This is a genomic window from Meiothermus cerbereus DSM 11376, assembly GCF_000620065.1.
Classification (GTDB): domain Bacteria; phylum Deinococcota; class Deinococci; order Deinococcales; family Thermaceae; genus Meiothermus; species Meiothermus cerbereus.
Genome location: NZ_JHVI01000024.1, coordinates 1 through 21,860, shown reverse-complemented (window position 1 = coordinate 21,860; position 21,860 = coordinate 1). Strand labels below are relative to the sequence as shown.

The following is a 21,860-nucleotide window of genomic DNA, read 5'->3' as shown; positions in this document are numbered from 1 at the left end:
CATGTATCAGGATGCGGCTGGGGTGCTGGTCTGAGGGCCAGAGCTTTTACGAAAGGTGCCATCGGCGTTGAACCGACTCACCACCCAGTCGATAAGGAATCCCAGGAGGGCATCGGGAATAAAAGCGGGCCAGTACCCCAGAATGCCCGTCACTACTTCCTTTACCCGAGCCATTGCAGCTTCCTTTTTCTGTGCCCCTGGCTGGCCGTCCATGATGTCTTCCACGACCAGCACCACCAGGCCCAGCGCGGCGTAGACGAGCTTGGCGACAGCCAGGATTGATGCGAATTTCAGCACACACTTCCTCCTTTGGGCCAAACAAAACCCCCGGAGCTTCCTCCGGGGAATGTCTGGCTAGGTTACCTCTAATATAGCATGTAGCGATGGGCCGCGCAGCTATTCCTCCACACCATTCAGCGCCCCCTGCACCCAGACCACGCGCCCGATGACCTCGTCCACGTCCTCAGCAGGAATAACCGGCGGGGCGGAGTTGGTGTAAAGGGGATTGAGCGACATTAGCCGCCTGCCAAACTTATCCTCCTTCAAAGCCTTGCACACAAAACTCCCATCCACAAGGCGGGCTACCACCACCTGGCCGCTGCAACCCTTATCGGCCATATTTGCCACGATGATGTCGCCATCGCAGATGGGGCGCTTGCCTCCGCACATCGAGTCACCCCTGACCTCATATGCCGCAAGTGGTCGCCCTTTGGCCACAACGGCAGGAACATAGACGCTCTTTAACGTGGGCTCGAACTGGCCGGGGCCAGCGCCTACGACACCGAAAACCTTTACCGTCCCACAGGCGATAGTCCGATCCTGTTCAGACACTCCAGGCGCGTCTGGCTCAAGCCGAAAAATTAGGTCTTGAATGGGACGCTCGAGGAATCTAGCAAGAACTAACAGGGTGTCTACTGATGGCTTTACCCAAGTCCCCTTCGGAGAAACTCGTCCCCTAACAAGATGATACAACGTCCCTCTCGAAATACCCGACTGCTTAGCGAACTCCTCAAGGGTGTTAATACCTCGCCTCTTCATTGTCTCAAGAATCCAATCATTGAAAGGGCCTCGTAACGGCCCTGGTTTGCGTTTTGCTAGCGCAGCTTCCAGGTCATTGACAGATGTGGGTTCCATATGTAGCATCTTACTAATGCTCCATATGTTGCCAAGAGGTGTTTGCACATGAAAAAGCAGCTTTACGATCTGATGAGCCAACACGGGGATACTCCACGATCGCTAGCGGCGAAGGCAAACCTGGCAGTAGGAACCATCGAGCATATCCTGGCGGGTCGCCGGGGCAAGCGCGTCAGCTTCTATGTGGTAGAGCGTATCGCTAAGGTTTACGGCGTAAGCACCGATTTTTTTTCATCTGAAACGCCACATATGGAGACAACACGTCTATGACAGCGCGTTTTGTTTCTATCCCCGAAGCCGCGAGAGTCCTTAGTAAGGGCATTCGCACCATCGAACGATATCTGGAGCATCCAGATGTCGAATCCACCCTGGTTGAGGTTCCCCTCGAGCGCGGCGGCTACACCCGCAAGCGCCTGGTCAACCTGGATTCCCTGCGGCGCGTATTCGAGCAGAACAGTCCCCCTATCCTGCAGTCGTCCCTGGAAGAGCCGCCTGCCCCATCAGATACCGCCCCCGCTTCCCAGCCGGAGTTCACCCCCGAGCTGCGGGAGGCTCACAACTGGCTGCTGCCCTTCTACGCCGAGTACCGCGCAGCCAACCCCGGCGAGAGAAACCGCCTCTTGGAGCAGGCGGCCCGGCAGCACGGCTACTCCAAGCGACAGGTGATCCGCCTGGTGCAGCGCCTCCGGCATTCCCAGCTTTCCGAACAGGCGCTGTCCCGGCGTATGCGGCGGGACGCCGGGGTGGTTCGGCTGCCACGGGAACTCTACGAGCTGGTGGTGGGCTTGTGGATGACCTACCCCCGCTACAGCGCCCCCCGCATCCGGCGCATCATCGAACTCAACGACCCAAACCTGCTGCGCTACCGCCCCTTCCCCAACAGCCGGGACTGGAGCACCCTGTCGGCAACCACCATTCGGCGCATCCGCAAACAGATGGAGTCCGACCCCGTACTGCGGGTCACGCTGATGGACGATCGCGCCCGCAAGGAACACCTGCGGGTCTGGAGCGGGGAAATCCTCACCGAGCGGGCCAACCAGCTCTGGATGGTGGATATGACCCGCTGCGATGCGTTTGTGTACGACCCCTACACCAACCACGTGCTGCGGCTGCGCATCCACGCGGCCATCGACGTGTTCAGCGGCGCAGTGCCGGCCTTCGTATTCTCGCGCGACGAGGACCAGGCCGCCACCGACCGGATGCTCATGCTGGCCCTGCTGGAAAAGCCTGAGCCCTGGCGGGCCCACTGGCCCATCTGGGGCCGCCCGGAGCGCATCTACTGGGACAACGGCAAGGTTTACCGCTCGGAGAAATCCGAGCGCATCCTGGCCGACCTGGGCATCGAGTCCACCCACTCGCGGCCCTACGTCTCGCACAGCCGCGGCAACATCGAGCGCTTCTTCGGCCTCTTCCACCAGCAGTTCGAGGCGGGTCTGCCGGGCTACGCCGGCTCGGACGTGCACGAGCGCGACCACCAGCGCCTGGCCCGGCTGCTGCACAACACCCGCCGCTGGATGGCCGAGGGCGGCCCCGACCCCTACCCCGAGCGCCTCCTGACCGAGGAGGAGTTCAAACATAAAGCCCTGCTATGGCTCACCCAGGACTACCACAAATCCCTGCTGGGCAGGAAAACCCGCGAGGAACTGTTCGTGGAGACCGCGCCCAGGAGCAGCCGGGTGCACTACGACTTCGGCGACCTGATGCTGCTGTTTTCCCGCCAGGAGACCCGGCGGGTGCGCGGCAACGGCACCATCACCCTGCGCGGGCGGGCCTGGGGATTGCCCGACGGCAGCCTGATCCGCTACCAGGGCATGGACGTGGTGGTGCTGATCAACGAAATCCTCCCGGCGGCCCAGTACACCGCGGCCATGCCTCGGCGGGACGGCAGCCTGCAGATTCTGGGCGCACTCGAATCCCAGAACTGGAGCGCCCTGGGCGAGGAAGCCCGCGAGATGCGGCGCAAGCTGCGGCAGCAGATTCGGGATATCCACGCGGCTGCCGACGAGATTCGGGCCCAGTTCATGAACCCTATGGTGCGGCTGGACCAGGCCCTCTCCCGCCGGGCCCCCGACCTACCCCAACCCCAACCCGAAACCTTGCAAATCTCTGGCCCCCAGGCCCGTTTGGACCCGGCGCCAGGCGACCGCGAGGTGGAGCAGGCCCTGGCAGAGTTCCTGGCTGCAGGCTTCACCCTGGACGACGAATTAGACCTGTCGTCCCAGCACAACATGGGCTCCAACGGGGAGTAGACCCCCGCTGAAGCAGAAAGGAGCTATATGGCTCAACAACCACCATACATCAACCCCGAGGACGTAGACAAGATCGTAGAGGACTGGCTGGCCAGCGAGTACGGGGACGTGCTCGATGACGAGACCGATTTCGTGCAGACCCGCGCCACCCGCATCATCGCGGCCCGGCTGCGCGACGCGGTGGAGGACGAGTTCCCCTTCGCCCTGGTCACCGGCCCGGCAGGCTGCTCCAAGACCGTCACCACCCGGCACTTCCTGCGCTATGTGCGGGAGCAGTGGCCCCAGCTCAACACGGCCTGGATTCACGCCCAGCCCAACTACGAGCCCAACGCCCTGCTGGAGGCCCTGGCCCTCAACCTCTACATCCCCCGCCCCCGCCGCTTCCGCGACCTGCTGCACACCGTGCACACCCAGCTCAGCGCCAAGCGCATGGTGGCGGTGGTGGACGAGGCCCAGCGCATGCCGCGGGAGTCGTTCGAGGTGCTCAAATATCTGGCCGACGAAACATCCAGCACCTTCATCTTGATCTGCACCGAGGACTTCGCCCCCCAGATCCGCCGCTGGCGGGACATCGAGAGCCGGATCGGGGTGGTGGCCGAGGCGGAGCCGGTAAGCCCCGAGGAACTGGTGGAGATGCCCATGCTGGCCGGGCTGCCCAAGGCCAGCCGCCAGAAAATCTACGAACTCACGGGCGGGGTGATGCGGGACGTGCTGCGGCTCGTGAAGCAGATCGACCGCACCATCGCCCGCAACGCCGATAAAGGACTGAGCCGCGCCACCTTCACGGTCAAAGCAGTGGTGGCAGTCTCGCAAAAGCTCAACCTGGCGGGAGGTAGCCAATGAAACAAAAGCTGGCATTGCTACTGGTGGACATCGCTACGGGTGCGCTGATGGTGCTGATCATCCACGCCATCGCATGGTACGGAGGTCGCTAGTGCGCAAACGCCGGGAGATTGAGGTGGCGGGGGAGCGCATACCCCGCCTGGACGACATCGCCACCCTGCTGTACCTGGCCACCGAGACCGGCGACTGGCCTGCCAAGCCCATCAACTACATCCGCGGGGACATCCCTTGGCTGCAGGACGGCGCGGTGATCACCCTGCGCAACCTGAACCCCCGCGGCGAGATGGGCGCCACCTACACCGTGCAGGTGCTGGCGACCCAGATCGAAATCCACCTGCTTCCCGGCAAGTGGGGGCAGGTGCTGAGAAAGGTTCTTTTGGAGCGGGTTTACCCCGACGAAGAAATCACATCTGTCCTATTGCAGGAGGAAAAATGACCGCCGACTTTGCCGAACAACGCCGCCGCCGGCTGCTGGAGATTCCGGTGGAGATCGCCCGCATCAACCGCCAGCTGGTGGCCATGCGGGCCGAGCGCGACAACACCGAGCGGGCCCTGAAGCGCCGCGAGACCTACGTGCGCCAGGGGGCCCGCCTGCGCGAGAGCTACAAGCAGCTCAAAAGCGAGGCCGAGCGCAGCGACTACCTGCGGGTGCAGGTCTACGAGGACATCGAATATGAGCACCTGGCCGACCGCCTGGAGCAGATCGCGGTGCAGATCGACAAGCTGGTGTTTGAGAAGGACGCCCTGGAGCACGAGCGCAAGGCCCTCTACGCCGCGCTGATCAGCTACGCCGCCGAGATTTTCGAGAAGAAGATCGACGAAAAGACCCTGGCCGATATGGCCGGGCGGGGGCGGGTTCTGTCATGACCGGGGAGCACCACTACGCCCTGGACGAGAAGGGCCGCCTGCTGCTGCCTAAAGCCTTCCGCGACGAGCTGCGCGACGGGCTGGTGATCACCCGGGGGCTGGAAGGCTGCCTCTATGGCTTCCCCCTGGTGGTCTGGCAGCGGGTGGAGGCCGAGCTGGCCCAGCTCCCCATCACCAACCCCAAGGCGGCGGCCCTGGCCCGCTTCCTGATCGGCGGTGCGTTGAAGGGTCGCCTCGACGCCGCCGGTCGCACCACCTTGACCCCACAGCTCCTATCCCACGCCGATATCCGCGAGGAGGTGGTCATCATCGGAATGAAAAACCGTTTCGAACTGTGGAGCCCTGGGCGCTGGAGCGAGGAACTGGCCCGCCTGACCTCACCCCAGGCCCAGCGCGACGGCCTGGAGCTGATCCAGACCTTTTTGAGGTAGCCATGCTGGAAACAGTCATCCAATCCCTCTTCGCCCAGGCCCAGGCCCAGAACGGTCGGGCCAGCACCTGCCTGAGCAAAGGTCTCTGGCTGGTGGCCGATACCCGCAGCGCTCGCCGCACCCTGGTGCTCTTCCGCCGGGTGGGCCAGCCCTCCATGCAGGAGGCCCGCATCTGCGCCAAATACGCAGGCTTCAAAGCCTACGCCATCGCCCCCCACGGCAACAAACTGGTCGTTTTCGAAAAGGAGTAAGCCATGAAAAAACCCGAAAACAAGCAGCCCACCAACCCCCAGCCCGTATACGCCGATCTGGACAGCCTCCCGGCCCCCGAGTACAAGCCGGAGGACTACCTGCTCTTCCACCTGCAGAACATGGCCACCGACCTGCTCGCCCATATCCGCGAGCTGAAGGAGACCGGCAGCATCGAGCCTGGCCCCCTGAAGGGCCTGGCCCGGCGCATGCTGGCCGCCTATATGGCCTCGGCGGAGATTTTCTACGAGCAGGCCACCAAGGAATCCACCATCGAGACCCTGCGCAACCCCCACCGCTTGCGGGGGATGGAGATGCCGTGAGCGCCGGAACCGCTTTTTTACTGGGCTACATCCTGGGAGGCCTGCTGGGGATGCTGATGATGGCCGTGCTGGCCGCCAGCCGGAGGGAGGAGGACGCATGAGCGCCCTCGACCGCGCCTACCAGCGCTGCCAGACCCCGGCCCAGGCCCGGCATTATGCCCGCATCTGCGAGAAGAACCGCAACTGGCCCGCGGCCCAGCTCTACCACGAGGTGGCGGAAGCCCTGGAAGCCGCCGAGCGCCTGCGCGCGGCCATCCACCCTGCCTGTCCGATTTGCGGCGGGCGGGGGATGCTCGACGACATCGAGTGCTGGCTATGCTCACCCCCGGCGAGATTCTAGTGCAACTGCGGGAGAACCCCCGCCCCCACCTGCTCCTGCTGCGGGGCAACGTGGCCATGCGCCTGTGCTACCTCTACCAGGCCTGCCTGCCGGAGCAGTTCGACCCCGAGCTGCCCCTGGGCTACGAGCCCGGGGAGGTGGTTCACATCTACGGCCTCTACAGCCCCAGCGCCAATGAGTGGCTGGAACTCCCGGCACGCACCCTGGGCCGCGTGCTGCACAACGTGCGGCCCTTGCGCCTATCGGAGGACTGCGATGACGAAGGATGAAATCCGCAAACGCCTGCGCGCCAAGCGCATCCAGGTCTACGACCACCCCAGGCTGGTACTGAAGGGCACCTTCTACTCGGTCTGGAAAAAACCCGATGGGGGCTACATCAAGACCTACGAGGTGGAGCCCGAGATGGAAGCCACCTACCCCAGCGAACAGCAGGTCTGGCGCTGGCTCAAGCTGCACCTCACCGGCCTGCCCTGCCGGGGCATTGGCCTGGCCGGGCTGGAGCTGATCGAAAAACACATGGCCAGGGAGGAAGCCCATGCCTAGCGCCCGCGGCCTGCAGGCCCTCAAACAGGCCCGGCCCGACAAGGCGGCCAACCTCGAGCAGCTCCTGGCCTTCCTCCACGACCGCCCTGGGGTGACGGTGCAGATCCGCTGCGCTGAGCTCGAGACCGCCGTGCGCTTCAACGGGTTGGAGGAAGAAAGTGGCCAGGTGCAGCCGCGCTACGGCATTTACCTTTACACCCTGCGGGAGTGGCTGGACATCGGCGAGCAGACCTTCCGCACCTACCTGGGCCAGTACGGCCCCTACACCTGGGAGGAAGCATGAGCGACCCTAAGGTTGAACTGGCCCGCGCGGTTTTCCGCGCCCTTTGGGAGGCCGGGCCCCAGGGCCTAGACCGCGATGCCCTGGCCCATGCCCTGGGCGTGGGGGACCGGGAGATGCGGGAGGCGGTGGAGCTGTGTGCCAAACTCTCGGCCCGCCCCAGCGTGACCGGGGCTAAGCCCGAGGTGGTTGGGTTCGACCCCATGACCCGGCGCTACCACATCGCCAACTCGCCCGAGCAGGCCGACCGGATCATGGCCTACGCCCTGAGCTATATCAAAAGCAGCCTGGAGCGGGTGCTGGCCTACCGCGAGGCCCGCACCCTGCGCTGGGGGGACAGTGAGATGCCCCAGACCATCCAGCAGGCCCTTTTTGAGGCGGAGAACTCGATGCGGAGGTGGGGCCGTGGTTGAAGTAACCGAGCTGGGCCTGCTCAGCCTGGCCGCCCTGGCCCTGGGCCTCCTGGCCGGGGGGCAGCTCGTGGGATGGGGCTTCAGCGTGGCTTTGGAACTCAACCCTTCCGGGGCGCAAGCCTACCTGACCCCCACCACCATCTGGCGGGTAGAGTATAGCCCCCAGGACAACATCCTGATGGGCTTCAACCTGGCCGGGACCACGGTGTACTTCGAGCCAGCCCGTTGGAGGCACTTGATGTCCGCCGACGCCCTTCAGACCCGGCGCGCAGAGGTGGAACGCTACGAGCTGGGCCACACCCAGGGCTGGAAGCATTTTGGCCTGGGATATCTCGTACAGGTACTCACCGAGCCCTGCACCTTCGATCCCAAAGCGGGCTGGGCGGGGCACTGCCCCAACCCCGAACGCCCACCCTATCGTCTGGTGCCCCGCATCGGGGCCATCAAGGTGGTGATGCCATGATCCACAAACTGATGATCACTCTGCTGCTTTTGGCTTATTTTGCCACCCTCATCATGAGCACCGGCCACCTGGCCGAGTGGTACGCCCTATCGCTGGGCAAGCTGCCGCGTGAGCTGGCCTGGGGCCTGGCCGGGGCCCTGGAGTTTACCGCCTTCCTGCTCTCGCTGCTCTCCAACTCGCTGCTGCGGCAATCTCGCTGGGCAGGGGGTGGCGCCCTGGCCGCCCTGGGGCTGGTCTGGGTGGGCAACGCCCTCTCGATGCACCGGGGTGCGCCGGAGCTGGCCCTATGGGAAGTTTTTCTCATGAGCCTCTTTGTACCGGTCGGTACCTACGCGGTGGGCAAGGTGGTCGGGGAGCTTATCGGAGGTACCGCTGTGCCGGTGCAGGTACCGCACCCAGTGGCCCCAGAGGTACCGCTGAATCAACCAGTGGCACACAGAGGTACCGCTGCGCCGGTGCAGGTACCGCACCAAACGGCTTCAGAGGTACCGCAGGTACCGGCTGTGTGGCACACCCATGTGCCAAGCCCGGTACCTCAGACAGCACATTCAGGTACCGCGGAACCACCCCAGGTACCGCCCCGCGAACGTGTGAGTGAAGCTGCCGGTACCGCTGGTGCTGTCAGCGAGCGCGCCACGCTGCGTATGCGGGAGCGTAGCGTGGATCTGGAGTGGAGCGTGGAAGGCAGGGCCGGTGAACTGCTCAGTGTGATGGCGCGGTACCAGGCCCCTGTTACTTTGACCGTCCTGGTTCGGGACCTGGGCTGGCCCAAGAGCACGGTACGCCGTTGGTTGGACCGCCTGGAAGAAGAGGGCCTGATCCGGCGGACTGAAGATGGGTGGTACCTCTCGGAGGCACAGCCTTGATTCACGTTCCTGGTACCACCGACGGAGAGGTACCGCTCGCCGAGCGCAGCCGGTACCTCTGGCAGGCCGAGCACGCCTTCCGGGCCATCTGGATGGTGGGGCGGGGCCGGGCCAGCTGGCAGAAGGTACTGGGGGGCCACAACCCCCACCGCGCCAGCTGCCTGCCCATCTACGTGCCCGAGCTGCCCGAGGCCGGCATCGAGGCCCATGAGCTTCGCCTGTGGAAGAGGGACTTCGACTCATTTGTGGACGAGCTTTCCCCCGCCGAGCGCGAACTGCTGATCTACCAGATTGCGGGCAGCCGCTGGGCCACCATCTTCCGCTGGCGCAAAAGCCGGGGCCGCTTTGAGCGGGGCAACGTGGATGAGCGCATCGCCGAGCTGGCCATTCGCCTGCGGCAGATCTGCAAGGAGGTGCGATGAACATCAGGGAACTGGACTCGGCGGTGCATTCCCATACCCGGGCGATCCCCATTTATCGCGGGTTGGCGGGCGTGGGCCGCCCCATGACGCTGGACGGCAAAATCCTGCGGGAATCGTTCCGCTACAAGGGCAACTGGATTTGGTACACCGTGCAGGATGGCCGCGCTTTGTACATGGTGCAGCCGCTGGACAATTAACCCAGGATTTGGCGCTATACTGGAGGTAACCTAGCCCCTGCCCTCGCGGCAGGGGCTCGTTCATGGACGGGGATGAATGACCTGGAGCGCTCACTACTGGAAGATATGCTGGACGAGCTGGCGGCACAGGCCCCGGATGGGCGGGAGGAGCAGATACGGAAGATGCGGGAAAAAATGCTGGCTATAAAGCTGTTGCAGCGCATGCCCCAGGGCCGCACACCCTTTTTTTGGACGGCAGAGTTCTGGAAGACTGCCCTGATCGTGGTGGGCATCCTGGCCGCGCTGCTGGGCGTGAAGATTCCCGCCATCCCCAATCCCTGATGAGGAGCTATGTCGAGACTGGGCAATCAACGCATCAAAATCCTGCGCGGCGAGGTTTTGTACGCCCTCTACCTATTTGCGACGGGCCTCGACGACAAACCCCTATACCCCGATGCGCCCTGGCGGCTGCCCGAGCGCTCCCTGAAGCTGACCCTGGAGGGCCTGCACATGCTGCCCGGCGATGAGGAGCTGGAATCGGTGCTGCGCTACCTGAGCGCACCCGGCAAGGAGTACATCAACGTGGCCTGGCGCAACGATGGCCGTGGCGGCTTCGAGTACGCCGAGATCACCGCCCGGGGAATGGACCTGTGCAACGGCGACATCTCCGACCCCGGTGTAGCGTTCCCGCGGAGGAGGGCATGAGCCCGGCGGAGCTGCGCGACATCCGGGAGGAGATGACCGCCCTGCGGCTGGCGGCCCAGGCCAGCCAGAAGCGCATCATGGAGCGCCTGGACGAGCTGGAGGCGCTCATCCTGCGCCGCACGGCCAAGCCGGGCTGGCGGCTCTACAGCCTGCTGGCCATAGCGGCTTTTGTCGGCTGGATCATGCCCAGGTAGGGGGGGAGTTGTGGCCATCTATGTGCAGTCCACCCGCTGTAGGGTCTGCCTCTCGCCCTTGCGCGAGCAGATCGACGCCATGCTGCTGGGGGATGTGCGCAAGCCGGAGGACGGCGCCCCCTACCGCATCGAGGACATCGTGGCCTGGGCCGCCGAGCGGGGCGAGGCGCTGAGCGCGGCCAGCCTCTCGCGCCACCGCACCAACCACCTGCTGCCGGCCCTGGGCGCGGCCCTCGAGGCTCAGCAGGTGATGGAGGCCATCGGCCAGGCCACCGGCAAGCAGATGAGCCTGCAGGCCGCATTTACCAATGTGCTCATCCACAAGCTGTTGCGCTACCTGGAAACCTTCGACCCTTCAGAGATTGACCCGAAAGCCGTTGGGCGGATGCTCGAGACCGGCGTGCGGGCGGTGACGGCCAGCCTGCAGCTGGAAAAGGCCGAGCGGATTTTCAGCAAAGACCAGGCCGCCATGATGGCCGAAAAGGTAGAGAAGCGGCTGGCGGCCCGCAACCTCGACCCCGAGACCCTGGCTACCATCCGCCAGGAGATTTACGGATTGGGCCAATAGTATGCTGCTGCCATACCAGAAGCGCTGGGTGCAGGATAAGAGCCGCTTCAAAATCTGGCTGGCGGCCCGCCAGATCGGCAAGAGCTTTGCCAGCACCCTCGAGACCGTAGACGACAGCCTGGAGCGCAAAACCCTCTGGATTCATCTCTCCAGCGGCCAGCGGCAGAGCCTCGAGCTGGCCGAGAAGGTCAAGCTCCACCTGGACGCCTACCGTATCGCGGCGGAGGCCCTGGAGGACTACTTCTTTGAGGGCGAGGAGAAGTACACCCAGCTCGAGTACCGCCTGCCCAACGGCTCACGCCACCTGTTCCTCCCCGCCAACCCCGCGACCGCGCGGGGCTACAGCGGCAACCTGAACCTGGACGAGTTCGCCTTCCACCGCGACTCCAAGGCCATCTGGACTGCGGTTTTCCCCATCATCACGCGCAACCCCGAGTTCAAGGTGCGCATCACCAGCACCCCCAACGGCAAGGCCAACCAGTTTTTCGAGCTGTGGGAGCGGGGGGAGGGCTGGAGCCGCCACCGCACCACCATTTACGACGCCGTGCGCGAGGGCCTGCAGATCGACCCCGAGGAGCTGGAGCGGGCCATCGCCGACCCCATCGCCTGGCAGCAGGAGTACCTGCTGGAGTTCGTGGACGAGGGCAGCGCCTTCATCCCCTACGACCTGATCCTGGCCGCCGAGGCCGACACCCTCTCCGACGAGTGGGACCCCGACCAGGCCTACCTGGGCATGGACATCGCCCGGCGCCGTGACCTCACGGTGATCTGGGTGGATGAGGTGGTGGGGGATGTGGCCTGGGCCCGGAAAGTGATCGAATTGCACAACACCCCCTTCCACGCCCAGCTCGAGGCCCTCTCGGCCCTGCTGCCGCGGGTTCGCCGGGCCTGCATAGATGCTACCGGGATGGGGGAGATGCTGGCCGAGGAGGCCCGGCGAAAATTTGGCTGGAAGGTGGAGCCGGTGCACTTCAACCTCGAGACCAAGGCCGATCTGGCCCAGGGCCTGCGCCTGGGCTTCGAGGACCGCAAGGAGCGCATCCCCGCAGGCAACCAGCGCATCCGCCAGTCGCTGCACAGCGTCAAGCGCATCGTGACCAGCGCAGGCAACGTGCGCTACGACGCCGAGCGCAACGAGGGCGACCACGCCGATCACTTCTGGGCCAAGGCCCTGGCCCGCCACGCCCGGGAGTCCCGCCGGGGGCCTATCGAATACCGCACCGTGGAAGCGGGGCGCTTTGCGGGGGGGAGAGGTACCCTCTGATACCCCTGTGGGCCGCTCAGCGCCAAATCTAGCCGGGGGTTGACCCGGCCTTCGGCTCTCCCCCTAGACCCCCACCTCCCCCCGCCTAAAACGGCCGGAAAAACCTGGTGACATTTAGCGTGGCGCAAAATGGGCTGCACCTTTCCCACCTGGCCCGGCTATACTGGAGGTAACCTAGCCCCTGCCCTCGCGGCAGGGGCTTCTGCTTGGAGGCCCATGCCCATCCTGGATCAGTTTGGTAATCCCATCAGCGGCAAACCCCCGGCCCAGCACCCCAGCGCGGTGGTGGGGCTATCCCGGCCCTATGCGAACTACCCCAGCCGTGGGCTAACACCGGAGAAGCTGGCCCGCATCATCTACGAGGCCGACGAGGGGTACCTGGAGCAGCAGGCCGAACTATTTAGCGAGATGGAGGAGCGCGATGGGGTGCTCTCCCAGATCATGCAGGACCGCAAGCTCTCGGCCATCGGCATCGAGTGGCGCATCGAGCCGGCGGACAACAGCCCCCAGGCCCGGCGGCTGGCCGAGGCCCTGCGGGAGTGGTGGGACAACTCCGATCGGGTGAGCTGGATGCTCGATCTGCAGGATGCCCTGGGGCAGGGCGTGAGCCTGGTGGGGATGGCCTGGCGGCGCGACGGGGGGATGTGGTTTCCCGGGCAGCTCGAGCACATTGACCCCCGGCTGCTAATCTGGGATACCCAGCAGAAGCGCTTTCTGATCCAGGCCGAGGGCTACCCCCAGGGCTATGCGCCCACTTTCGGCCAGGCCATCGAGCACCGCTACAAGGCCCGCAGCGGCAGCCCCACCCGCGCGGGTCTGATGCGCACCAACGCCTGGTGGTATTTGTTCAAGCACTACGCCATCAAGGACTGGGTGGTCTACGCCGAGGTCTACGGCCAGCCCTACCGGCTGGGCAAGTACGACCCGGCCACCAGCAAGGAGGAGATGGAGGCCCTGGAGCGGGCGGTGCGGGCGCTGGGCAGCGATGCCGCGGGCATCATCAGTAAGGACACCGAGATCGAGATCATCGAGGTGGCTAAGGCCACCGGCGGCCCCGAGGTCTACCGGGGCATCTACGAGATCGCCAACCGTGAGATGACCCTGGCCACGCTGGGCCAGACCCTCACCACGGGGGAGGGAGAGCACGGCACCCAGGCCCTGGGCCGGGAACACCGCCGCACCCGGCTGGATTTGCTCGAGGCCGACGTGGCAGCCCTGAGCAGCACCCTGCGGCGCGACCTGGCGACCCCCTTCGCCATCTTCAACGCGGGCACCGACAGCGCCCGCCTGGCCCCCAAGATCATCGGCATCGTGGAGGAGCCCGAGGACCTGGCCCAGCAGGCCAAGACCCTCGACATCCTGCAGCAGATGGGCTACCCCATCTCGCTGCGCTGGGTGGCGGAGAAGTTTGGCCTGCCGGAGCCTGCCCAGGATGAGCGGATTCTGCTGCGCCTGGGCACGCCCCAGATGGCCCCCCAGGAGGCCCGCAGCCCCCTGGCGGCGCTGGAACGGGAGCTGCGGCCCGGCATGATGAGCGGCCAGCAGTTCGTCTTCGAGATGATCGAGGCCGCCACCGAGGCCGCTGCCGAGGGCCTTTCGCCTGTGCTGGCCCGGCTCTTGCGGGAGATCGAGGCCGCCCAGAGCCCCCAGCAGCTGCGTGAGCGCCTGATTGAGCTGTTCCCCGACCTGGATACCCGCGCGCTGCGGCAGCTGGTGGAGGCGGGCTGGCTCATGGCAGAGCTGGCCGGGATGCTGGCCCAGCGGGAGGATAGCCGATGAGCGTACTGCCCTACAACCGCATCCCCGAGGTGCCGCAGATTGTCATTCGCGGGGAAGCGTGGGGGTTTTCTGGCCGGCTTACCACCCGCACGGGCTCGACCTCTTGGCCGGGGCATAGTTTGCAGCTCGAGGTGTGGCCGGCCTACGGGGGGCCGGGGCCCGATGCGCCCATCTACCTGGCCGAGCCAGGCGAGATCACCTTCAACACCAGCACCGGAGCCTTCCAGATCACCATCCCGGCCAGCAAAACTGCGCTGTGGAGCCTGCGGCGGGCCCGCTATGTCCTGCGGCTGGTGGGGCCGGATGGCCCCCGCACCATCCTGCGCGGCCAACTCGATATACAGGATCGGAAGGGGGAGCGCAATGTCTGAGGTGGTGCTCGAGCTGGAGCTGCAAGAGCTGAAGCTGGAACTGCAGCTTCAGGAGCTAGATTTGCAGATCGAGCCGCCACGCACCGAGGCCGTATACGTGGTGCGACCGGCCCTGGTAGCGCCTTCGTCTTCTGGCGGGAATGCCGCTTTTGAGCGCCTGGAAATCGTAATTCCCCCGGCCTTCTCCGGCTCCATCACCCTGCCCCACACCCCAATCCCCAACTCGGTAAACGTCCATCTGAACGGCCTGGCCGAGTTCAATTTCTATCTGGTCGGTCAGACCCTCAACATCGCCTTCAGCACCGTACCCGGAGACAGCCTGATCATCACCTACGCGAGGTAAGCATATGAGCAACCAAAAAATCGACTTAACCAACGCTAGACAAGTGCGCGGCACCCTGCCGCTCGGCAACGTGCAGGATGGCTCGCTACTCCTCAAAGCCGACGGCAGCGTGAGCATGACCGGCAATTTCAGCCTGGGAGGCCAGCGCTTGCTCAACGTAGGCAACGCGGTGGCCGACAGCGACGCGCCCAACTGGGGCCAGGTCAAGCAGGCCATTCGCGGTGTGCTCTACCGCCGGGTGGCCCGCGCCGCCGCCACCGGCAACGTCAACATCAGCAACCCCGGCACCAACACCTTCGACGGCGTCACGCTGAGCAACGGGGACATTTTATTTCTGGCCTACCAGACCAACCAGACCCAGAACGGCCTGTACGTATTCAACGGCCCAGGTGCGGCCCTGACCCGAGCCGAGGACGCTGACGGCAACGATGAGGTCAAACCCGGTCTGCAGGTGTTCGTTTCGGAGGGTTCTACCCTCGGCAACAGCCGTTGGAACCTCATCACCGACGGCCCCATCACGGTGGGCACTACCGACCTGGTTTTTGCCCAGGAGACCAACGGGGGCAGCTATAGCGCCGGGGACGGCTTAATCCTGACCGGCTCCACCTTCTCGGTGCAGGTGGTGAGCGGCTCTGGCCTCACCGTGAGCGGGTCTGGCGTTGGCGTAGACCCGGCGATCCTGCTGCGGAAGGCCGATTTCGTTACGGGAGAATCGCCAGCAGGCACCATCAATGGTTCCAACACAGTGTTTACTTTGGCGAATACTCCCGTGGCCGGGAGCGAGCGCGTCTATCTCAACGGTGTGCGCCAGCGCCGGGGGGCGGGGCTCGATTACACCATCAGCGGCAATACCATCACCTTCGTGAGCGCTCCCCAGGCGGGCGATAGCATCCTGGTGGACTATTTGAAGTAGGGGTATATGCGGGCACTCCTGGGACTACTCCTACTGGCCGGGGCCATCTATGCCCTGGCGCAGGGCATCACCTCTAACCAAATTCGGGATGGCGCTATCACGACTCCAAAAATCGCCAACGGGGCCGTGACCATTGCCAAGATCGGGGCCAGCGGCACCCCCAACAGCACGACCTTTTTGCGTGGCGATGGCAGCTGGGCCGCGCCTCCGGGGGGTGGGGGCGGGCCGACTATCTACAGCAACGCCCCCAACAGCGACATCGCAATTAACTCGACCTCCAACGTAAACCTGGTTAGTCGGAGTGTTGATATCTCGGCGGGGACAACGGTTTTACTCGAGGTGTGGTACACGATCATCAACAACTCGGGGGCCACAGCGACCTACACCTACCGCTGCTCGATTGGCGGCATCACGGTGGACGCAGCCGACTCCACCACTCACGCCGCCAGCTCCACCAACCGCGCGGTGCACTATACGGTGTGCCGATTCTCCATTAGCTCCACCACCCTAACCCGGATTGCGCTGCAAAATGAGCGCAGCGCCCCAGGAGCTAGCAACACCGGCCTGACCGGCGCCCAGGCCGGGCGCTACGCCTGGCAGGCCTCCGCCAGCGACCTGACCGGCACGCAAACGGTGGCGATGAGCATCCGTAGCTCGTCCACTACCGTGACTCAAACTGCCACCGTGGAGAGTTGGCGGCTAACTGTTTTGCCATCCAACCCCTGACATGCCCTGGAACGTCGAGGCCACCCCCACCGACCCCGAGCAGGCCATCGCCTGGTTTCGCGCCCGGCTGCCCCTGCCCGACCCGGCCTACCGCGCCCTTTCTGAGGAGGCCCGCCGCCGGGCCTTCTTTGTGGCGGGGCTGGCCCAGCTCGATATGGTGCAGGAGGCGCTGGACGCGCTGGATGCCGCGCTCGCCAAGGGGGAGACCTTTGAGCAGTTTAAAGACCGCCTTTCCGAGCGCATCCAACGGGCCTGGGGGGGTGCCAGCGCGCACCGGCTGCGCACCATCTTCGACACCAACCTACAATCGGCCTACGGGGCAGGCCGTTGGAAGGCCGCCGACGAGCTGCGGCAAGAGCGGCCCTACTGGGGGCTCTCGGTGGTGCTGGATGGCCGTACCTCGCGCATCTGCCTCAACCTGGCCGGGGTGGTGCTGCCTGCCGACCACCCCTTCTGGAACACGCATATCCCGCCCCTGCATTTTCGCTGCCGCACCGCCCTGGTAACGTACAGCGCGGCCCAGGCCGAGGGCCGCATCACCCAACGCCCGCCGGATCAACCCCCCCTGGAGGGCTTTGGCCGCCCGCCAGGCCGAGAGGCCTGGAGCCCGGAGCCCAGGGACTACCACCCCGAGCTGTGGCGGGCCTACCTCAGAACCCTGGCTACCCACCCCGAGGCCAGGGATCGCCTGCGGCAGCTGGCAGAGAGCCGCGGGCAGGCCAGGCCGGAGCCCCGGGACTGGCTCGTCGCTGCCGGGCAGGTCTACGCTGCCCCTTTCAACCGCAGAGAGCGCTTGCTGGGCCCGGAGCAGGCCGCCCTTTTGGGGAAGAGCAGAGCCTCATCCCTGGAAGCCCACCTGGCTACACGTATTCTGGAGGAGCAAGTGCTCCCCACCACGACCCCCGAGGAGTACGAGCGCGTGTGCCGCGAGGTAGCGGCCCACCCGGAGGTGGCGGTGCTGGCTTTCGCTCGGGCTCAGGGGCCCGTGTTGGCGGTCATGGTGCCCACCTCCGCCCTACCCGATTCCGTTCGGGGGCCTCGAGTTGGCCGCTTCTGGTTCGTGGTATACTCCTTCCACAGCAGCACCTTGGCCACAGGCTATGGGGTGAGCGCTTTGGAGAAACTGAATGTTCCCTGGCAGGAGACAACGTGGCTGAGACGACCACCGTGGCTTACCGTCCCCTCCAACTAGCTCAGGGCTACTGGGGCTGGTTGAAGAGTCTGCTGGAGGCTGACGCGGACCCGGACGAACTTCTGGCCGCCGTGGAGGAGTGGACTCCCTTCCGGCGCTACCTGGAGGATGCGGCCCTCCAGGATCGGGAGGCAACCCTGACCCTGGCCCGGGAGATCTTCGCCGAGAGGGCCCGCCTCGGGGCACAGGGGATTCCTATCCCGGAGGCCTGGGAGCTGTTCCTGGCCGACCTTGGAATCTGAAGCTGTAACGACTCCCCGTTCTTCAGAACGGGGAGTCGTTACAAAGAGTTGAGCGTTGCTATCGCTCGCACCACTGGGGCCAGTTTTTTCCGGGCTCGCCCTTGCGCTGAAGCACCACAATCAGGTGCCCACTTTTGTCGAAGCGCACTCCACCCATCAAGCTCATTTCTACAGGCCCAAAATCCCGAGAGAAATCGCCGATTCCCCTTTCTTGGATTTGCTCAACCTTTTCAGAAAACCAGTTCACTAGCTTTTTGGTGCTCTCTTCCGTCAGCCCCAGACAAGCCCGCATCAAGAAACCTGTTAAATAGCCGAGGCCGTAAAGCGCATTGTCAAAGGAGTAGCTATCTTCAAAACGCACAGAGTAGAGGTTGAAGTAGCGCTTTCCTTTGGGAGCAGCCAGGAAGATGATGTAGTTGAACACTTCGTCGGCTTCATTGCGGACGCGAACCTCATACTTCTTTTCGGCAGAGCGCTGGGGAGGTGGAGGTGGCAGCTTAACTTCCTTTAGCAGGGTTACCTGTTTGTCCTGTTTGAGGGCCGACATAGCCTTATTGATGTCTACTTTTTGAGCCAAAGAAAGGCCGACTACTACAGCAATCATTGCTACCAACAGTTTTTGTTTCATGCAGCCAATGATAACTTAATCCTGCCGCTCTCGCCGTACCTCTACCAGCTCATCCAGCGAAACCGACCGCCCCAGGATTTCCTCCAGGGCGCACTTGATGCGGGCGAGGGTGTGGAGGTCGGGTATTGATTTTCCTTTTGTGGCTCGGTGCAGGCCCGCATAGTTTACGCCAGAGGCTGCCGAAAGCCGATAAAGCGAAACCCGCTCCCGCCTCAAAAGATTTAGCAGAGGGCTGAGATTGGGCCTGCACGACATGGCCACATCTTATGCGCTATATGTATTTGTAGTAAATGACTTGACTCTATATAGAGAGTTGTACATAATGCGGGCAACCAAGAAGCGTTCTCCAAAGGCGGCTTCTTGGCGAACTCCAATGTTACGGAGGTACAGGATGTATGATACCAACAAGCATATAGGCATGGCAAGGCAGGCGTTTTGGAGCAAGGCTCCCCTCGAGGACACCCCCAGGGGGGGCTTTTTGCTCAACCGGCTCGACCCCCTGGCGCTGGCGGTCTGGGACGCTGCCCGCGCAGAGGACTGGGCGCTGTTTGTGGAGTGCCTGCGCGAGGTGTACCACGCGGGCCTGGTGGACGGCGGCGTGCCCTTGGCGGCGCTGCTGGCGGTGGACAGGGAGGATGACAATGCTTGAGGCCCAATTGGTTCGCAAGAAGGATATCCAGTCGCCGACCGGAACGCTGCCAGTAGCCTGGCTGGAAGTGGCAGGAAGGCGGGATGTAGCAGTACCAATGGCGCGGCTGTGCGAGTTGCTGGAATACGATCGCAAAACCTTGTACCAGCTTGTGCAGGGTGATCCAGTCCTGAGCACCTATCGCGTGGTTGTAACAACCACCAGGAAAGGAATGCCGATTAGAACAGCGTTCCTGAGACGCCCCGGTGTAATCGGTGTCGTAACCAAAATCTCCACCAACCGCATCCAAGACCCCGCAAAGCGCGAGCGCATCATCCAGTTTCAGCGCTGGGCCTTCGAGACGCTCGACCGGCTTCTCTTTGAGGAGCCCTACCGTGCGCCCGAACCGCAGCCGCTTTTCCCTGGCCTTTTTCGTCAGCACACCAAAGGCGACCGCGCGCTGGCCCTGGCCATGCTGGCGGGCGAGGTGCGGGCTCCAGATGGCCGCCTGTACAGCTATCAGGCCATCGAGCGGCTTTCCGGCGTACCGCGCACAACCGTCATTCGCCTCGCCCACCGCCACGGCTGGGTTCGCTCCCAGATGAATCAGCACATCATTCGGCCAGCGCTGCGCCCGCAGCAGCCCAACAGCGAGCTGCTCAACCTGCTTGCGCAGCAGGTGCAGGTGTTGCAGCGTATGCTGAAGAGCATGGCTCGGTAGCCAAACCCGCCGTAAACTGCTAAACTACACTCAACCTAGCCAGCCCTTCGGGGCTGGCTTTTTCTTTTGGAGGGCACCTTGAGCAAGATTGCCAAAATCGCTATCCAGGCTGTTCGCCGTGAGTTGCCCGGATTTCCCACCATCAGCAAGTGGTGCGTGGCCTTTACCTTTGAGGCGGTGGCACGGGCTCTTGATACCAACCGTTGGAAAATCTACAGCCGGATATTAGATGATACCAAGGCTGACCCCGATAAATCGCGCTGGGCGCACGATGTGGAGTTGGGTGTGCAGCGGATGGGCTGGGCCATTTCCACTGCCGATTACGACCCGGCCAACCCCAGCCAGCGTACCAGCCTGCTGCGCCTGCTACAGCCGGGCGACTTGCTCTTCAGTAGCCGCCACTTCGACGAACCCCCCACCAGCCCTCGAACTGCGCCAGACAACGAGGGGCACATTGGCATCTACGTTGGCGAGATCGAAGGCCAGCCCTGCGTGGCCGAGAATACCAGCGCCGACCGCGGAAAGTGGTTTGTGCGCAGGAGCGCCCTGCGCCTGACCCCGCTGGCCCAGTGGGACACCATCACCACCCTGGCCCGCATCCCGCAGAACTGGAGGCCCTGATGCCCGAGCCCAATATGGAGCGCGCGCTGCAGATTTTGGCCCAGAAGCTGGCCCAGGCCGAACTCAACGTGGCCTATCTGCAAGCCAACCTCGAGGCCGCCCTCGAGCGCCTCCGCACCCTGGAAGAAAGCTCGAAATCCGATAAACCGGAGGGTTAGTTGAACCAGCTCATGCGCCTGCAGGTGTTGGTGGACCTGGCCGATCGCATCTCCGGCCCGGCCAACAACATCGTGCGCACGCTGGGGGGCCTCGAGCGGGCCGCCGTCCAGACCAGCTCGGCCATCGACCGCATCCAGATGGGGGCCTCGCTGGCCGCCGCTGCGCTGGCCGTCGCCGCCCCGATCGGCCTGGCGACCCGGGCCGCTATCGAGTTCGAGTCGGCCTTCGCCGATGTGAAAAAGGTGGTGGAGTTCACCCCTGCGCTGGGCCCCGAGGTGCTGCAGAAGCAGCTCATCGCCCTGTCGCGCCAGATTCCCCGCTCCGCCGCCGAGCTGACCCAGATCGCGGCTGCTGCCGGCCAGGCGGGAATTGCCCTGGAGGAGCTGGCCGGCTTTACCGAGGATGCCGCCAAGGTGGCGGTGGCCTTCGATATCTCCGCCCAGGAGGCCGGGGACACCCTGGCCAAGCTGAGAAACATTTTCGGCATGACCCAGCCGCAGGTGGTGCAGCTCTCCGACGCGGTCAACCACCTCTCCAACAACATGGCCGCCACCGCCCCGCAGATTCTGGAGGTGCTGCGGCGCATCGGCGGCACCGGGCAGCTGGTGGGCCTCACCGCCCAGCAGATGGCCGCGCTGGGGGCGGCGATGCTGGCCACCGGCACCCAGCCCGAGGTGGTGGCCACCGGCTTGCAGGCCCTCATCAACAAGCTGGCCAACGCCACCACCGGGAGCAAGCAGCTCAAGACGGGCCTCGAGGCCATCGGCTACAGCGCCGAGGGCATGGAGGCGGCCATCCGCAAGAACGCCCAGGGGGCCATCCTGGACTTCCTGCGCACCGTCAACAACTCCAAAGACCCGCTCAAGGTCTTGAGCCTGATCTTCGGCCAGGAATACGCCGACGATATCGCCCGGCTGGCCAAGGCGCTGCCGCTGGTGGAGCAGGGTTATAAGCTGGTGGGGGACAGCCAGGCCTACGCGGGCAGCGTAGGGCAGGAGTTCGCCAGCCGCTCGGCCACCACCGCCAACCAGCTCCAGCTTTTGCGCAACGACCTCCAGGCCATCGCCATCACCCTGGGTCAGGTTTTCCTGCCCCCCGTGCAGCGGGTGGTGGGGGCCGTGCGGGGCTTCCTGGATCAGGTGATGAGCGCCATCAACGCCATGCCGGGGCTAAGCAGCGCGCTGGGGGGCCTCACGGCGGGGCTGGG

At 64.4% G+C, this 21,860-nt stretch carries 38 protein-coding genes; 34 read left to right on the top strand and 4 right to left on the bottom strand.

Annotation, left to right across the window (positions count from 1 at the left end; genetic code table 11):
- Positions 1–6 precede the first annotated feature (6 nt).
- Both Q355_RS0109840 and Q355_RS0109835 read right to left on the bottom strand, forming a co-directional pair.
- Complete coding sequence (locus Q355_RS0109840) at positions 7–297, bottom strand: hypothetical protein (protein ID WP_027877647.1); 291 nt, start codon at positions 295–297, stop codon at positions 7–9.
- A 99-nt stretch (positions 298–396) separates the two neighbouring features.
- Positions 397–1,038, bottom strand: a complete 642-nt coding sequence (locus tag Q355_RS0109835; RefSeq protein WP_245597550.1) for a helix-turn-helix domain-containing protein — start codon at positions 1,036–1,038, stop codon at positions 397–399.
- A gap of 144 nt (positions 1,039–1,182) precedes the next feature.
- On the opposite strand from Q355_RS0109835, the gene Q355_RS0109830 reads away from it, so the two are divergent.
- The 29 genes from Q355_RS0109830 (at position 1,183) to Q355_RS0109680 (ending at position 17,896) form a co-directional block, all read left to right on the top strand.
- Positions 1,183–1,404, top strand: coding sequence for a helix-turn-helix domain-containing protein (locus tag Q355_RS0109830; RefSeq protein ID WP_027877645.1), 222 nt, complete (start codon positions 1,183–1,185; stop codon positions 1,402–1,404).
- A complete protein-coding gene (locus tag Q355_RS0109825; RefSeq protein ID WP_027877644.1) occupies positions 1,401–3,383 on the top strand; it encodes a DDE-type integrase/transposase/recombinase in 1,983 nt (660 codons plus the stop codon). Before Q355_RS0109830 ends, Q355_RS0109825 begins: the two co-directional genes overlap by 4 nt.
- Before the next feature lie 27 nt (positions 3,384–3,410).
- Positions 3,411–4,226, top strand: a complete 816-nt coding sequence (locus Q355_RS0109820; RefSeq protein ID WP_027877643.1) for an AAA family ATPase — start codon at positions 3,411–3,413, stop codon at positions 4,224–4,226.
- A gap of 91 nt (positions 4,227–4,317) precedes the next feature.
- On the top strand, positions 4,318–4,662 hold the full coding sequence (locus Q355_RS0109810; RefSeq protein WP_027877642.1) for a hypothetical protein: 345 nt from the start codon (positions 4,318–4,320) through the stop codon (positions 4,660–4,662).
- Positions 4,659–5,093, top strand: a complete 435-nt coding sequence (locus Q355_RS0109805; protein WP_027877641.1) for a hypothetical protein — start codon at positions 4,659–4,661, stop codon at positions 5,091–5,093. The genes Q355_RS0109810 and Q355_RS0109805 overlap by 4 nt, the downstream gene beginning before the upstream one ends.
- Entirely contained in the window at positions 5,090–5,524 is a 435-nt protein-coding gene (gene mraZ / locus Q355_RS0109800; protein ID WP_027877640.1) for a division/cell wall cluster transcriptional repressor MraZ, read from the top strand. The genes Q355_RS0109805 and mraZ overlap by 4 nt, the downstream gene beginning before the upstream one ends.
- A 2-nt stretch (positions 5,525–5,526) precedes the next feature.
- Positions 5,527–5,775: a hypothetical protein gene (locus tag Q355_RS0109795; RefSeq protein ID WP_027877639.1), complete on the top strand. Its 249-nt coding sequence runs from the start codon at positions 5,527–5,529 to the stop codon at positions 5,773–5,775.
- Positions 5,776–5,778: 3 nt separating this feature from the next.
- A complete protein-coding gene (locus tag Q355_RS0109790; protein WP_027877638.1) occupies positions 5,779–6,096 on the top strand; it encodes a hypothetical protein in 318 nt (105 codons plus the stop codon).
- A gap of 97 nt (positions 6,097–6,193) precedes the next feature.
- Positions 6,194–6,436, top strand: coding sequence for a hypothetical protein (locus Q355_RS0109780; RefSeq protein WP_027877637.1), 243 nt, complete (start codon positions 6,194–6,196; stop codon positions 6,434–6,436).
- Entirely contained in the window at positions 6,412–6,705 is a 294-nt protein-coding gene (locus Q355_RS15715; protein WP_156941904.1) for a hypothetical protein, read from the top strand. Before Q355_RS0109780 ends, Q355_RS15715 begins: the two co-directional genes overlap by 25 nt.
- Positions 6,692–6,979 (top strand): hypothetical protein, encoded by a 288-nt coding sequence (locus Q355_RS0109770; RefSeq protein ID WP_027877636.1) that lies wholly within the window; start codon positions 6,692–6,694, stop codon positions 6,977–6,979. Before Q355_RS15715 ends, Q355_RS0109770 begins: the two co-directional genes overlap by 14 nt.
- Positions 6,972–7,262 carry a hypothetical protein gene (locus tag Q355_RS0109765; protein WP_027877635.1) on the top strand — a complete coding sequence of 97 codons (291 nt, stop codon included), beginning with the start codon at positions 6,972–6,974 and terminating at the stop codon, positions 7,260–7,262. Before Q355_RS0109770 ends, Q355_RS0109765 begins: the two co-directional genes overlap by 8 nt.
- Complete coding sequence (locus tag Q355_RS0109760) at positions 7,259–7,672, top strand: hypothetical protein (protein WP_027877634.1); 414 nt, start codon at positions 7,259–7,261, stop codon at positions 7,670–7,672. The genes Q355_RS0109765 and Q355_RS0109760 overlap by 4 nt, the downstream gene beginning before the upstream one ends.
- A complete protein-coding gene (locus tag Q355_RS0109755; RefSeq protein WP_027877633.1) occupies positions 7,665–8,135 on the top strand; it encodes a hypothetical protein in 471 nt (156 codons plus the stop codon). Before Q355_RS0109760 ends, Q355_RS0109755 begins: the two co-directional genes overlap by 8 nt.
- The gene (locus tag Q355_RS0109750; RefSeq protein ID WP_027877632.1) at positions 8,132–9,001 is read left to right on the top strand and encodes a helix-turn-helix domain-containing protein; all 870 of its coding nucleotides are present in this window, start codon (positions 8,132–8,134) and stop codon (positions 8,999–9,001) included. The genes Q355_RS0109755 and Q355_RS0109750 overlap by 4 nt, the downstream gene beginning before the upstream one ends.
- Entirely contained in the window at positions 8,998–9,423 is a 426-nt protein-coding gene (locus tag Q355_RS0109745) for a hypothetical protein (protein ID WP_027877631.1), read from the top strand. The genes Q355_RS0109750 and Q355_RS0109745 overlap by 4 nt, the downstream gene beginning before the upstream one ends.
- A complete protein-coding gene (locus Q355_RS0109740; protein WP_027877630.1) occupies positions 9,420–9,620 on the top strand; it encodes a hypothetical protein in 201 nt (66 codons plus the stop codon). Before Q355_RS0109745 ends, Q355_RS0109740 begins: the two co-directional genes overlap by 4 nt.
- Positions 9,621–9,692: 72 nt before the next feature.
- Complete coding sequence (locus Q355_RS0109735) at positions 9,693–9,941, top strand: hypothetical protein (protein WP_027877629.1); 249 nt, start codon at positions 9,693–9,695, stop codon at positions 9,939–9,941.
- Positions 9,942–9,950: 9 nt separating this feature from the next.
- On the top strand, positions 9,951–10,304 hold the full coding sequence (locus tag Q355_RS0109730; RefSeq protein ID WP_027877628.1) for a hypothetical protein: 354 nt from the start codon (positions 9,951–9,953) through the stop codon (positions 10,302–10,304).
- Positions 10,301–10,498, top strand: coding sequence for a hypothetical protein (locus tag Q355_RS0109725; protein WP_027877627.1), 198 nt, complete (start codon positions 10,301–10,303; stop codon positions 10,496–10,498). Before Q355_RS0109730 ends, Q355_RS0109725 begins: the two co-directional genes overlap by 4 nt.
- A 10-nt stretch (positions 10,499–10,508) precedes the next feature.
- Complete coding sequence (locus Q355_RS0109720) at positions 10,509–11,066, top strand: phage protein Gp27 family protein (RefSeq protein WP_051529378.1); 558 nt, start codon at positions 10,509–10,511, stop codon at positions 11,064–11,066.
- 1 nt (position 11,067) lies between these two features.
- Complete coding sequence (locus Q355_RS0109715; RefSeq protein WP_027877625.1) at positions 11,068–12,330, top strand: terminase large subunit domain-containing protein; 1,263 nt, start codon at positions 11,068–11,070, stop codon at positions 12,328–12,330.
- 216 nt (positions 12,331–12,546) lie between these two features.
- Positions 12,547–14,109 (top strand): phage portal protein family protein, encoded by a 1,563-nt coding sequence (locus Q355_RS15710; RefSeq protein WP_169735542.1) that lies wholly within the window; start codon positions 12,547–12,549, stop codon positions 14,107–14,109.
- Positions 14,106–14,480 carry a hypothetical protein gene (locus Q355_RS0109705; RefSeq protein ID WP_027877624.1) on the top strand — a complete coding sequence of 125 codons (375 nt, stop codon included), beginning with the start codon at positions 14,106–14,108 and terminating at the stop codon, positions 14,478–14,480. The genes Q355_RS15710 and Q355_RS0109705 overlap by 4 nt, the downstream gene beginning before the upstream one ends.
- Positions 14,473–14,823: a hypothetical protein gene (locus Q355_RS0109700; protein WP_027877623.1), complete on the top strand. Its 351-nt coding sequence runs from the start codon at positions 14,473–14,475 to the stop codon at positions 14,821–14,823. Before Q355_RS0109705 ends, Q355_RS0109700 begins: the two co-directional genes overlap by 8 nt.
- 4 nt (positions 14,824–14,827) lie before the next feature.
- Positions 14,828–15,736, top strand: a complete 909-nt coding sequence (locus Q355_RS16225) for a hypothetical protein (RefSeq protein ID WP_051529376.1) — start codon at positions 14,828–14,830, stop codon at positions 15,734–15,736.
- Positions 15,737–15,742: 6 nt separating this feature from the next.
- The gene (locus tag Q355_RS0109690; RefSeq protein ID WP_027877622.1) at positions 15,743–16,462 is read left to right on the top strand and encodes a hypothetical protein; all 720 of its coding nucleotides are present in this window, start codon (positions 15,743–15,745) and stop codon (positions 16,460–16,462) included.
- 1 nt (position 16,463) lies between these two features.
- The gene (locus tag Q355_RS16220; protein WP_051529375.1) at positions 16,464–17,654 is read left to right on the top strand and encodes a phage head morphogenesis protein; all 1,191 of its coding nucleotides are present in this window, start codon (positions 16,464–16,466) and stop codon (positions 17,652–17,654) included.
- Complete coding sequence (locus Q355_RS0109680; protein ID WP_156941903.1) at positions 17,612–17,896, top strand: hypothetical protein; 285 nt, start codon at positions 17,612–17,614, stop codon at positions 17,894–17,896. Before Q355_RS16220 ends, Q355_RS0109680 begins: the two co-directional genes overlap by 43 nt.
- 58 nt (positions 17,897–17,954) lie before the next feature.
- On the opposite strand, the gene Q355_RS0109675 is transcribed toward Q355_RS0109680, so the two are convergent.
- Positions 17,955–18,524, bottom strand: a complete 570-nt coding sequence (locus tag Q355_RS0109675) for a hypothetical protein (RefSeq protein ID WP_027877620.1) — start codon at positions 18,522–18,524, stop codon at positions 17,955–17,957.
- 15 nt (positions 18,525–18,539) lie between these two features.
- Positions 18,540–18,779: a hypothetical protein gene (locus Q355_RS0109670; RefSeq protein WP_027877619.1), complete on the bottom strand. Its 240-nt coding sequence runs from the start codon at positions 18,777–18,779 to the stop codon at positions 18,540–18,542.
- Positions 18,780–18,942: 163 nt separating this feature from the next.
- Between Q355_RS0109670 and Q355_RS0109665 the strand changes: the two genes are divergently transcribed.
- From Q355_RS0109665 to Q355_RS15695, 5 genes are all read left to right on the top strand, one after another.
- Positions 18,943–19,173 (top strand): hypothetical protein, encoded by a 231-nt coding sequence (locus Q355_RS0109665; protein WP_027877618.1) that lies wholly within the window; start codon positions 18,943–18,945, stop codon positions 19,171–19,173.
- 211 nt (positions 19,174–19,384) lie between these two features.
- Positions 19,385–19,873, top strand: a complete 489-nt coding sequence (locus tag Q355_RS0109660; protein ID WP_156941902.1) for a hypothetical protein — start codon at positions 19,385–19,387, stop codon at positions 19,871–19,873.
- A gap of 78 nt (positions 19,874–19,951) precedes the next feature.
- Positions 19,952–20,494 (top strand): hypothetical protein, encoded by a 543-nt coding sequence (locus tag Q355_RS0109655; RefSeq protein WP_027877616.1) that lies wholly within the window; start codon positions 19,952–19,954, stop codon positions 20,492–20,494.
- Positions 20,494–20,652 (top strand): hypothetical protein, encoded by a 159-nt coding sequence (locus Q355_RS16710; protein WP_156941901.1) that lies wholly within the window; start codon positions 20,494–20,496, stop codon positions 20,650–20,652. Before Q355_RS0109655 ends, Q355_RS16710 begins: the two co-directional genes overlap by 1 nt.
- Positions 20,653–21,860, top strand: a 1,208-nt coding sequence (locus Q355_RS15695; protein WP_084496098.1) for a phage tail tape measure protein, incomplete at its 3' end; no start/stop codon positions are given.

Coding starts and splice junctions, on each gene's coding strand:
- Q355_RS0109820 (WP_027877643.1), top strand. CDS start 3,411: ATGGCTCAACAACCACCATACATCAACCCCGAGGACGTAGACAAGATC.
- Q355_RS0109830 (WP_027877645.1), top strand. CDS start 1,183: ATGAAAAAGCAGCTTTACGATCTGATGAGCCAACACGGGGATACTCCA.
- Q355_RS0109750 (WP_027877632.1), top strand. CDS start 8,132: ATGATCCACAAACTGATGATCACTCTGCTGCTTTTGGCTTATTTTGCC.
- Q355_RS0109780 (WP_027877637.1), top strand. CDS start 6,194: ATGAGCGCCCTCGACCGCGCCTACCAGCGCTGCCAGACCCCGGCCCAG.
- Q355_RS0109835 (WP_245597550.1), bottom strand. CDS start 1,038: ATGAAGAGGCGAGGTATTAACACCCTTGAGGAGTTCGCTAAGCAGTCG.
- mraZ (WP_027877640.1), top strand. CDS start 5,090: ATGACCGGGGAGCACCACTACGCCCTGGACGAGAAGGGCCGCCTGCTG.
- Q355_RS0109795 (WP_027877639.1), top strand. CDS start 5,527: ATGCTGGAAACAGTCATCCAATCCCTCTTCGCCCAGGCCCAGGCCCAG.
- Q355_RS0109770 (WP_027877636.1), top strand. CDS start 6,692: ATGACGAAGGATGAAATCCGCAAACGCCTGCGCGCCAAGCGCATCCAG.
- Q355_RS15710 (WP_169735542.1), top strand. CDS start 12,547: ATGCCCATCCTGGATCAGTTTGGTAATCCCATCAGCGGCAAACCCCCG.
- Q355_RS0109660 (WP_156941902.1), top strand. CDS start 19,385: ATGCCGATTAGAACAGCGTTCCTGAGACGCCCCGGTGTAATCGGTGTC.
- Q355_RS0109725 (WP_027877627.1), top strand. CDS start 10,301: ATGAGCCCGGCGGAGCTGCGCGACATCCGGGAGGAGATGACCGCCCTG.
- Q355_RS0109740 (WP_027877630.1), top strand. CDS start 9,420: ATGAACATCAGGGAACTGGACTCGGCGGTGCATTCCCATACCCGGGCG.
- Q355_RS0109670 (WP_027877619.1), bottom strand. CDS start 18,779: ATGTCGTGCAGGCCCAATCTCAGCCCTCTGCTAAATCTTTTGAGGCGG.
- Q355_RS16225 (WP_051529376.1), top strand. CDS start 14,828: ATGAGCAACCAAAAAATCGACTTAACCAACGCTAGACAAGTGCGCGGC.
- Q355_RS15715 (WP_156941904.1), top strand. CDS start 6,412: ATGCTCACCCCCGGCGAGATTCTAGTGCAACTGCGGGAGAACCCCCGC.
- Q355_RS0109715 (WP_027877625.1), top strand. CDS start 11,068: ATGCTGCTGCCATACCAGAAGCGCTGGGTGCAGGATAAGAGCCGCTTC.
- Q355_RS0109735 (WP_027877629.1), top strand. CDS start 9,693: ATGAATGACCTGGAGCGCTCACTACTGGAAGATATGCTGGACGAGCTG.
- Q355_RS0109730 (WP_027877628.1), top strand. CDS start 9,951: ATGTCGAGACTGGGCAATCAACGCATCAAAATCCTGCGCGGCGAGGTT.
- Q355_RS16710 (WP_156941901.1), top strand. CDS start 20,494: ATGCCCGAGCCCAATATGGAGCGCGCGCTGCAGATTTTGGCCCAGAAG.
- Q355_RS0109790 (WP_027877638.1), top strand. CDS start 5,779: ATGAAAAAACCCGAAAACAAGCAGCCCACCAACCCCCAGCCCGTATAC.
- Q355_RS0109675 (WP_027877620.1), bottom strand. CDS start 18,524: ATGAAACAAAAACTGTTGGTAGCAATGATTGCTGTAGTAGTCGGCCTT.
- Q355_RS0109825 (WP_027877644.1), top strand. CDS start 1,401: ATGACAGCGCGTTTTGTTTCTATCCCCGAAGCCGCGAGAGTCCTTAGT.
- Q355_RS0109700 (WP_027877623.1), top strand. CDS start 14,473: ATGTCTGAGGTGGTGCTCGAGCTGGAGCTGCAAGAGCTGAAGCTGGAA.
- Q355_RS0109765 (WP_027877635.1), top strand. CDS start 6,972: ATGCCTAGCGCCCGCGGCCTGCAGGCCCTCAAACAGGCCCGGCCCGAC.
- Q355_RS0109760 (WP_027877634.1), top strand. CDS start 7,259: ATGAGCGACCCTAAGGTTGAACTGGCCCGCGCGGTTTTCCGCGCCCTT.
- Q355_RS0109805 (WP_027877641.1), top strand. CDS start 4,659: ATGACCGCCGACTTTGCCGAACAACGCCGCCGCCGGCTGCTGGAGATT.
- Q355_RS0109665 (WP_027877618.1), top strand. CDS start 18,943: ATGGCAAGGCAGGCGTTTTGGAGCAAGGCTCCCCTCGAGGACACCCCC.
- Q355_RS0109705 (WP_027877624.1), top strand. CDS start 14,106: ATGAGCGTACTGCCCTACAACCGCATCCCCGAGGTGCCGCAGATTGTC.
- Q355_RS0109690 (WP_027877622.1), top strand. CDS start 15,743: ATGCGGGCACTCCTGGGACTACTCCTACTGGCCGGGGCCATCTATGCC.
- Q355_RS16220 (WP_051529375.1), top strand. CDS start 16,464: ATGCCCTGGAACGTCGAGGCCACCCCCACCGACCCCGAGCAGGCCATC.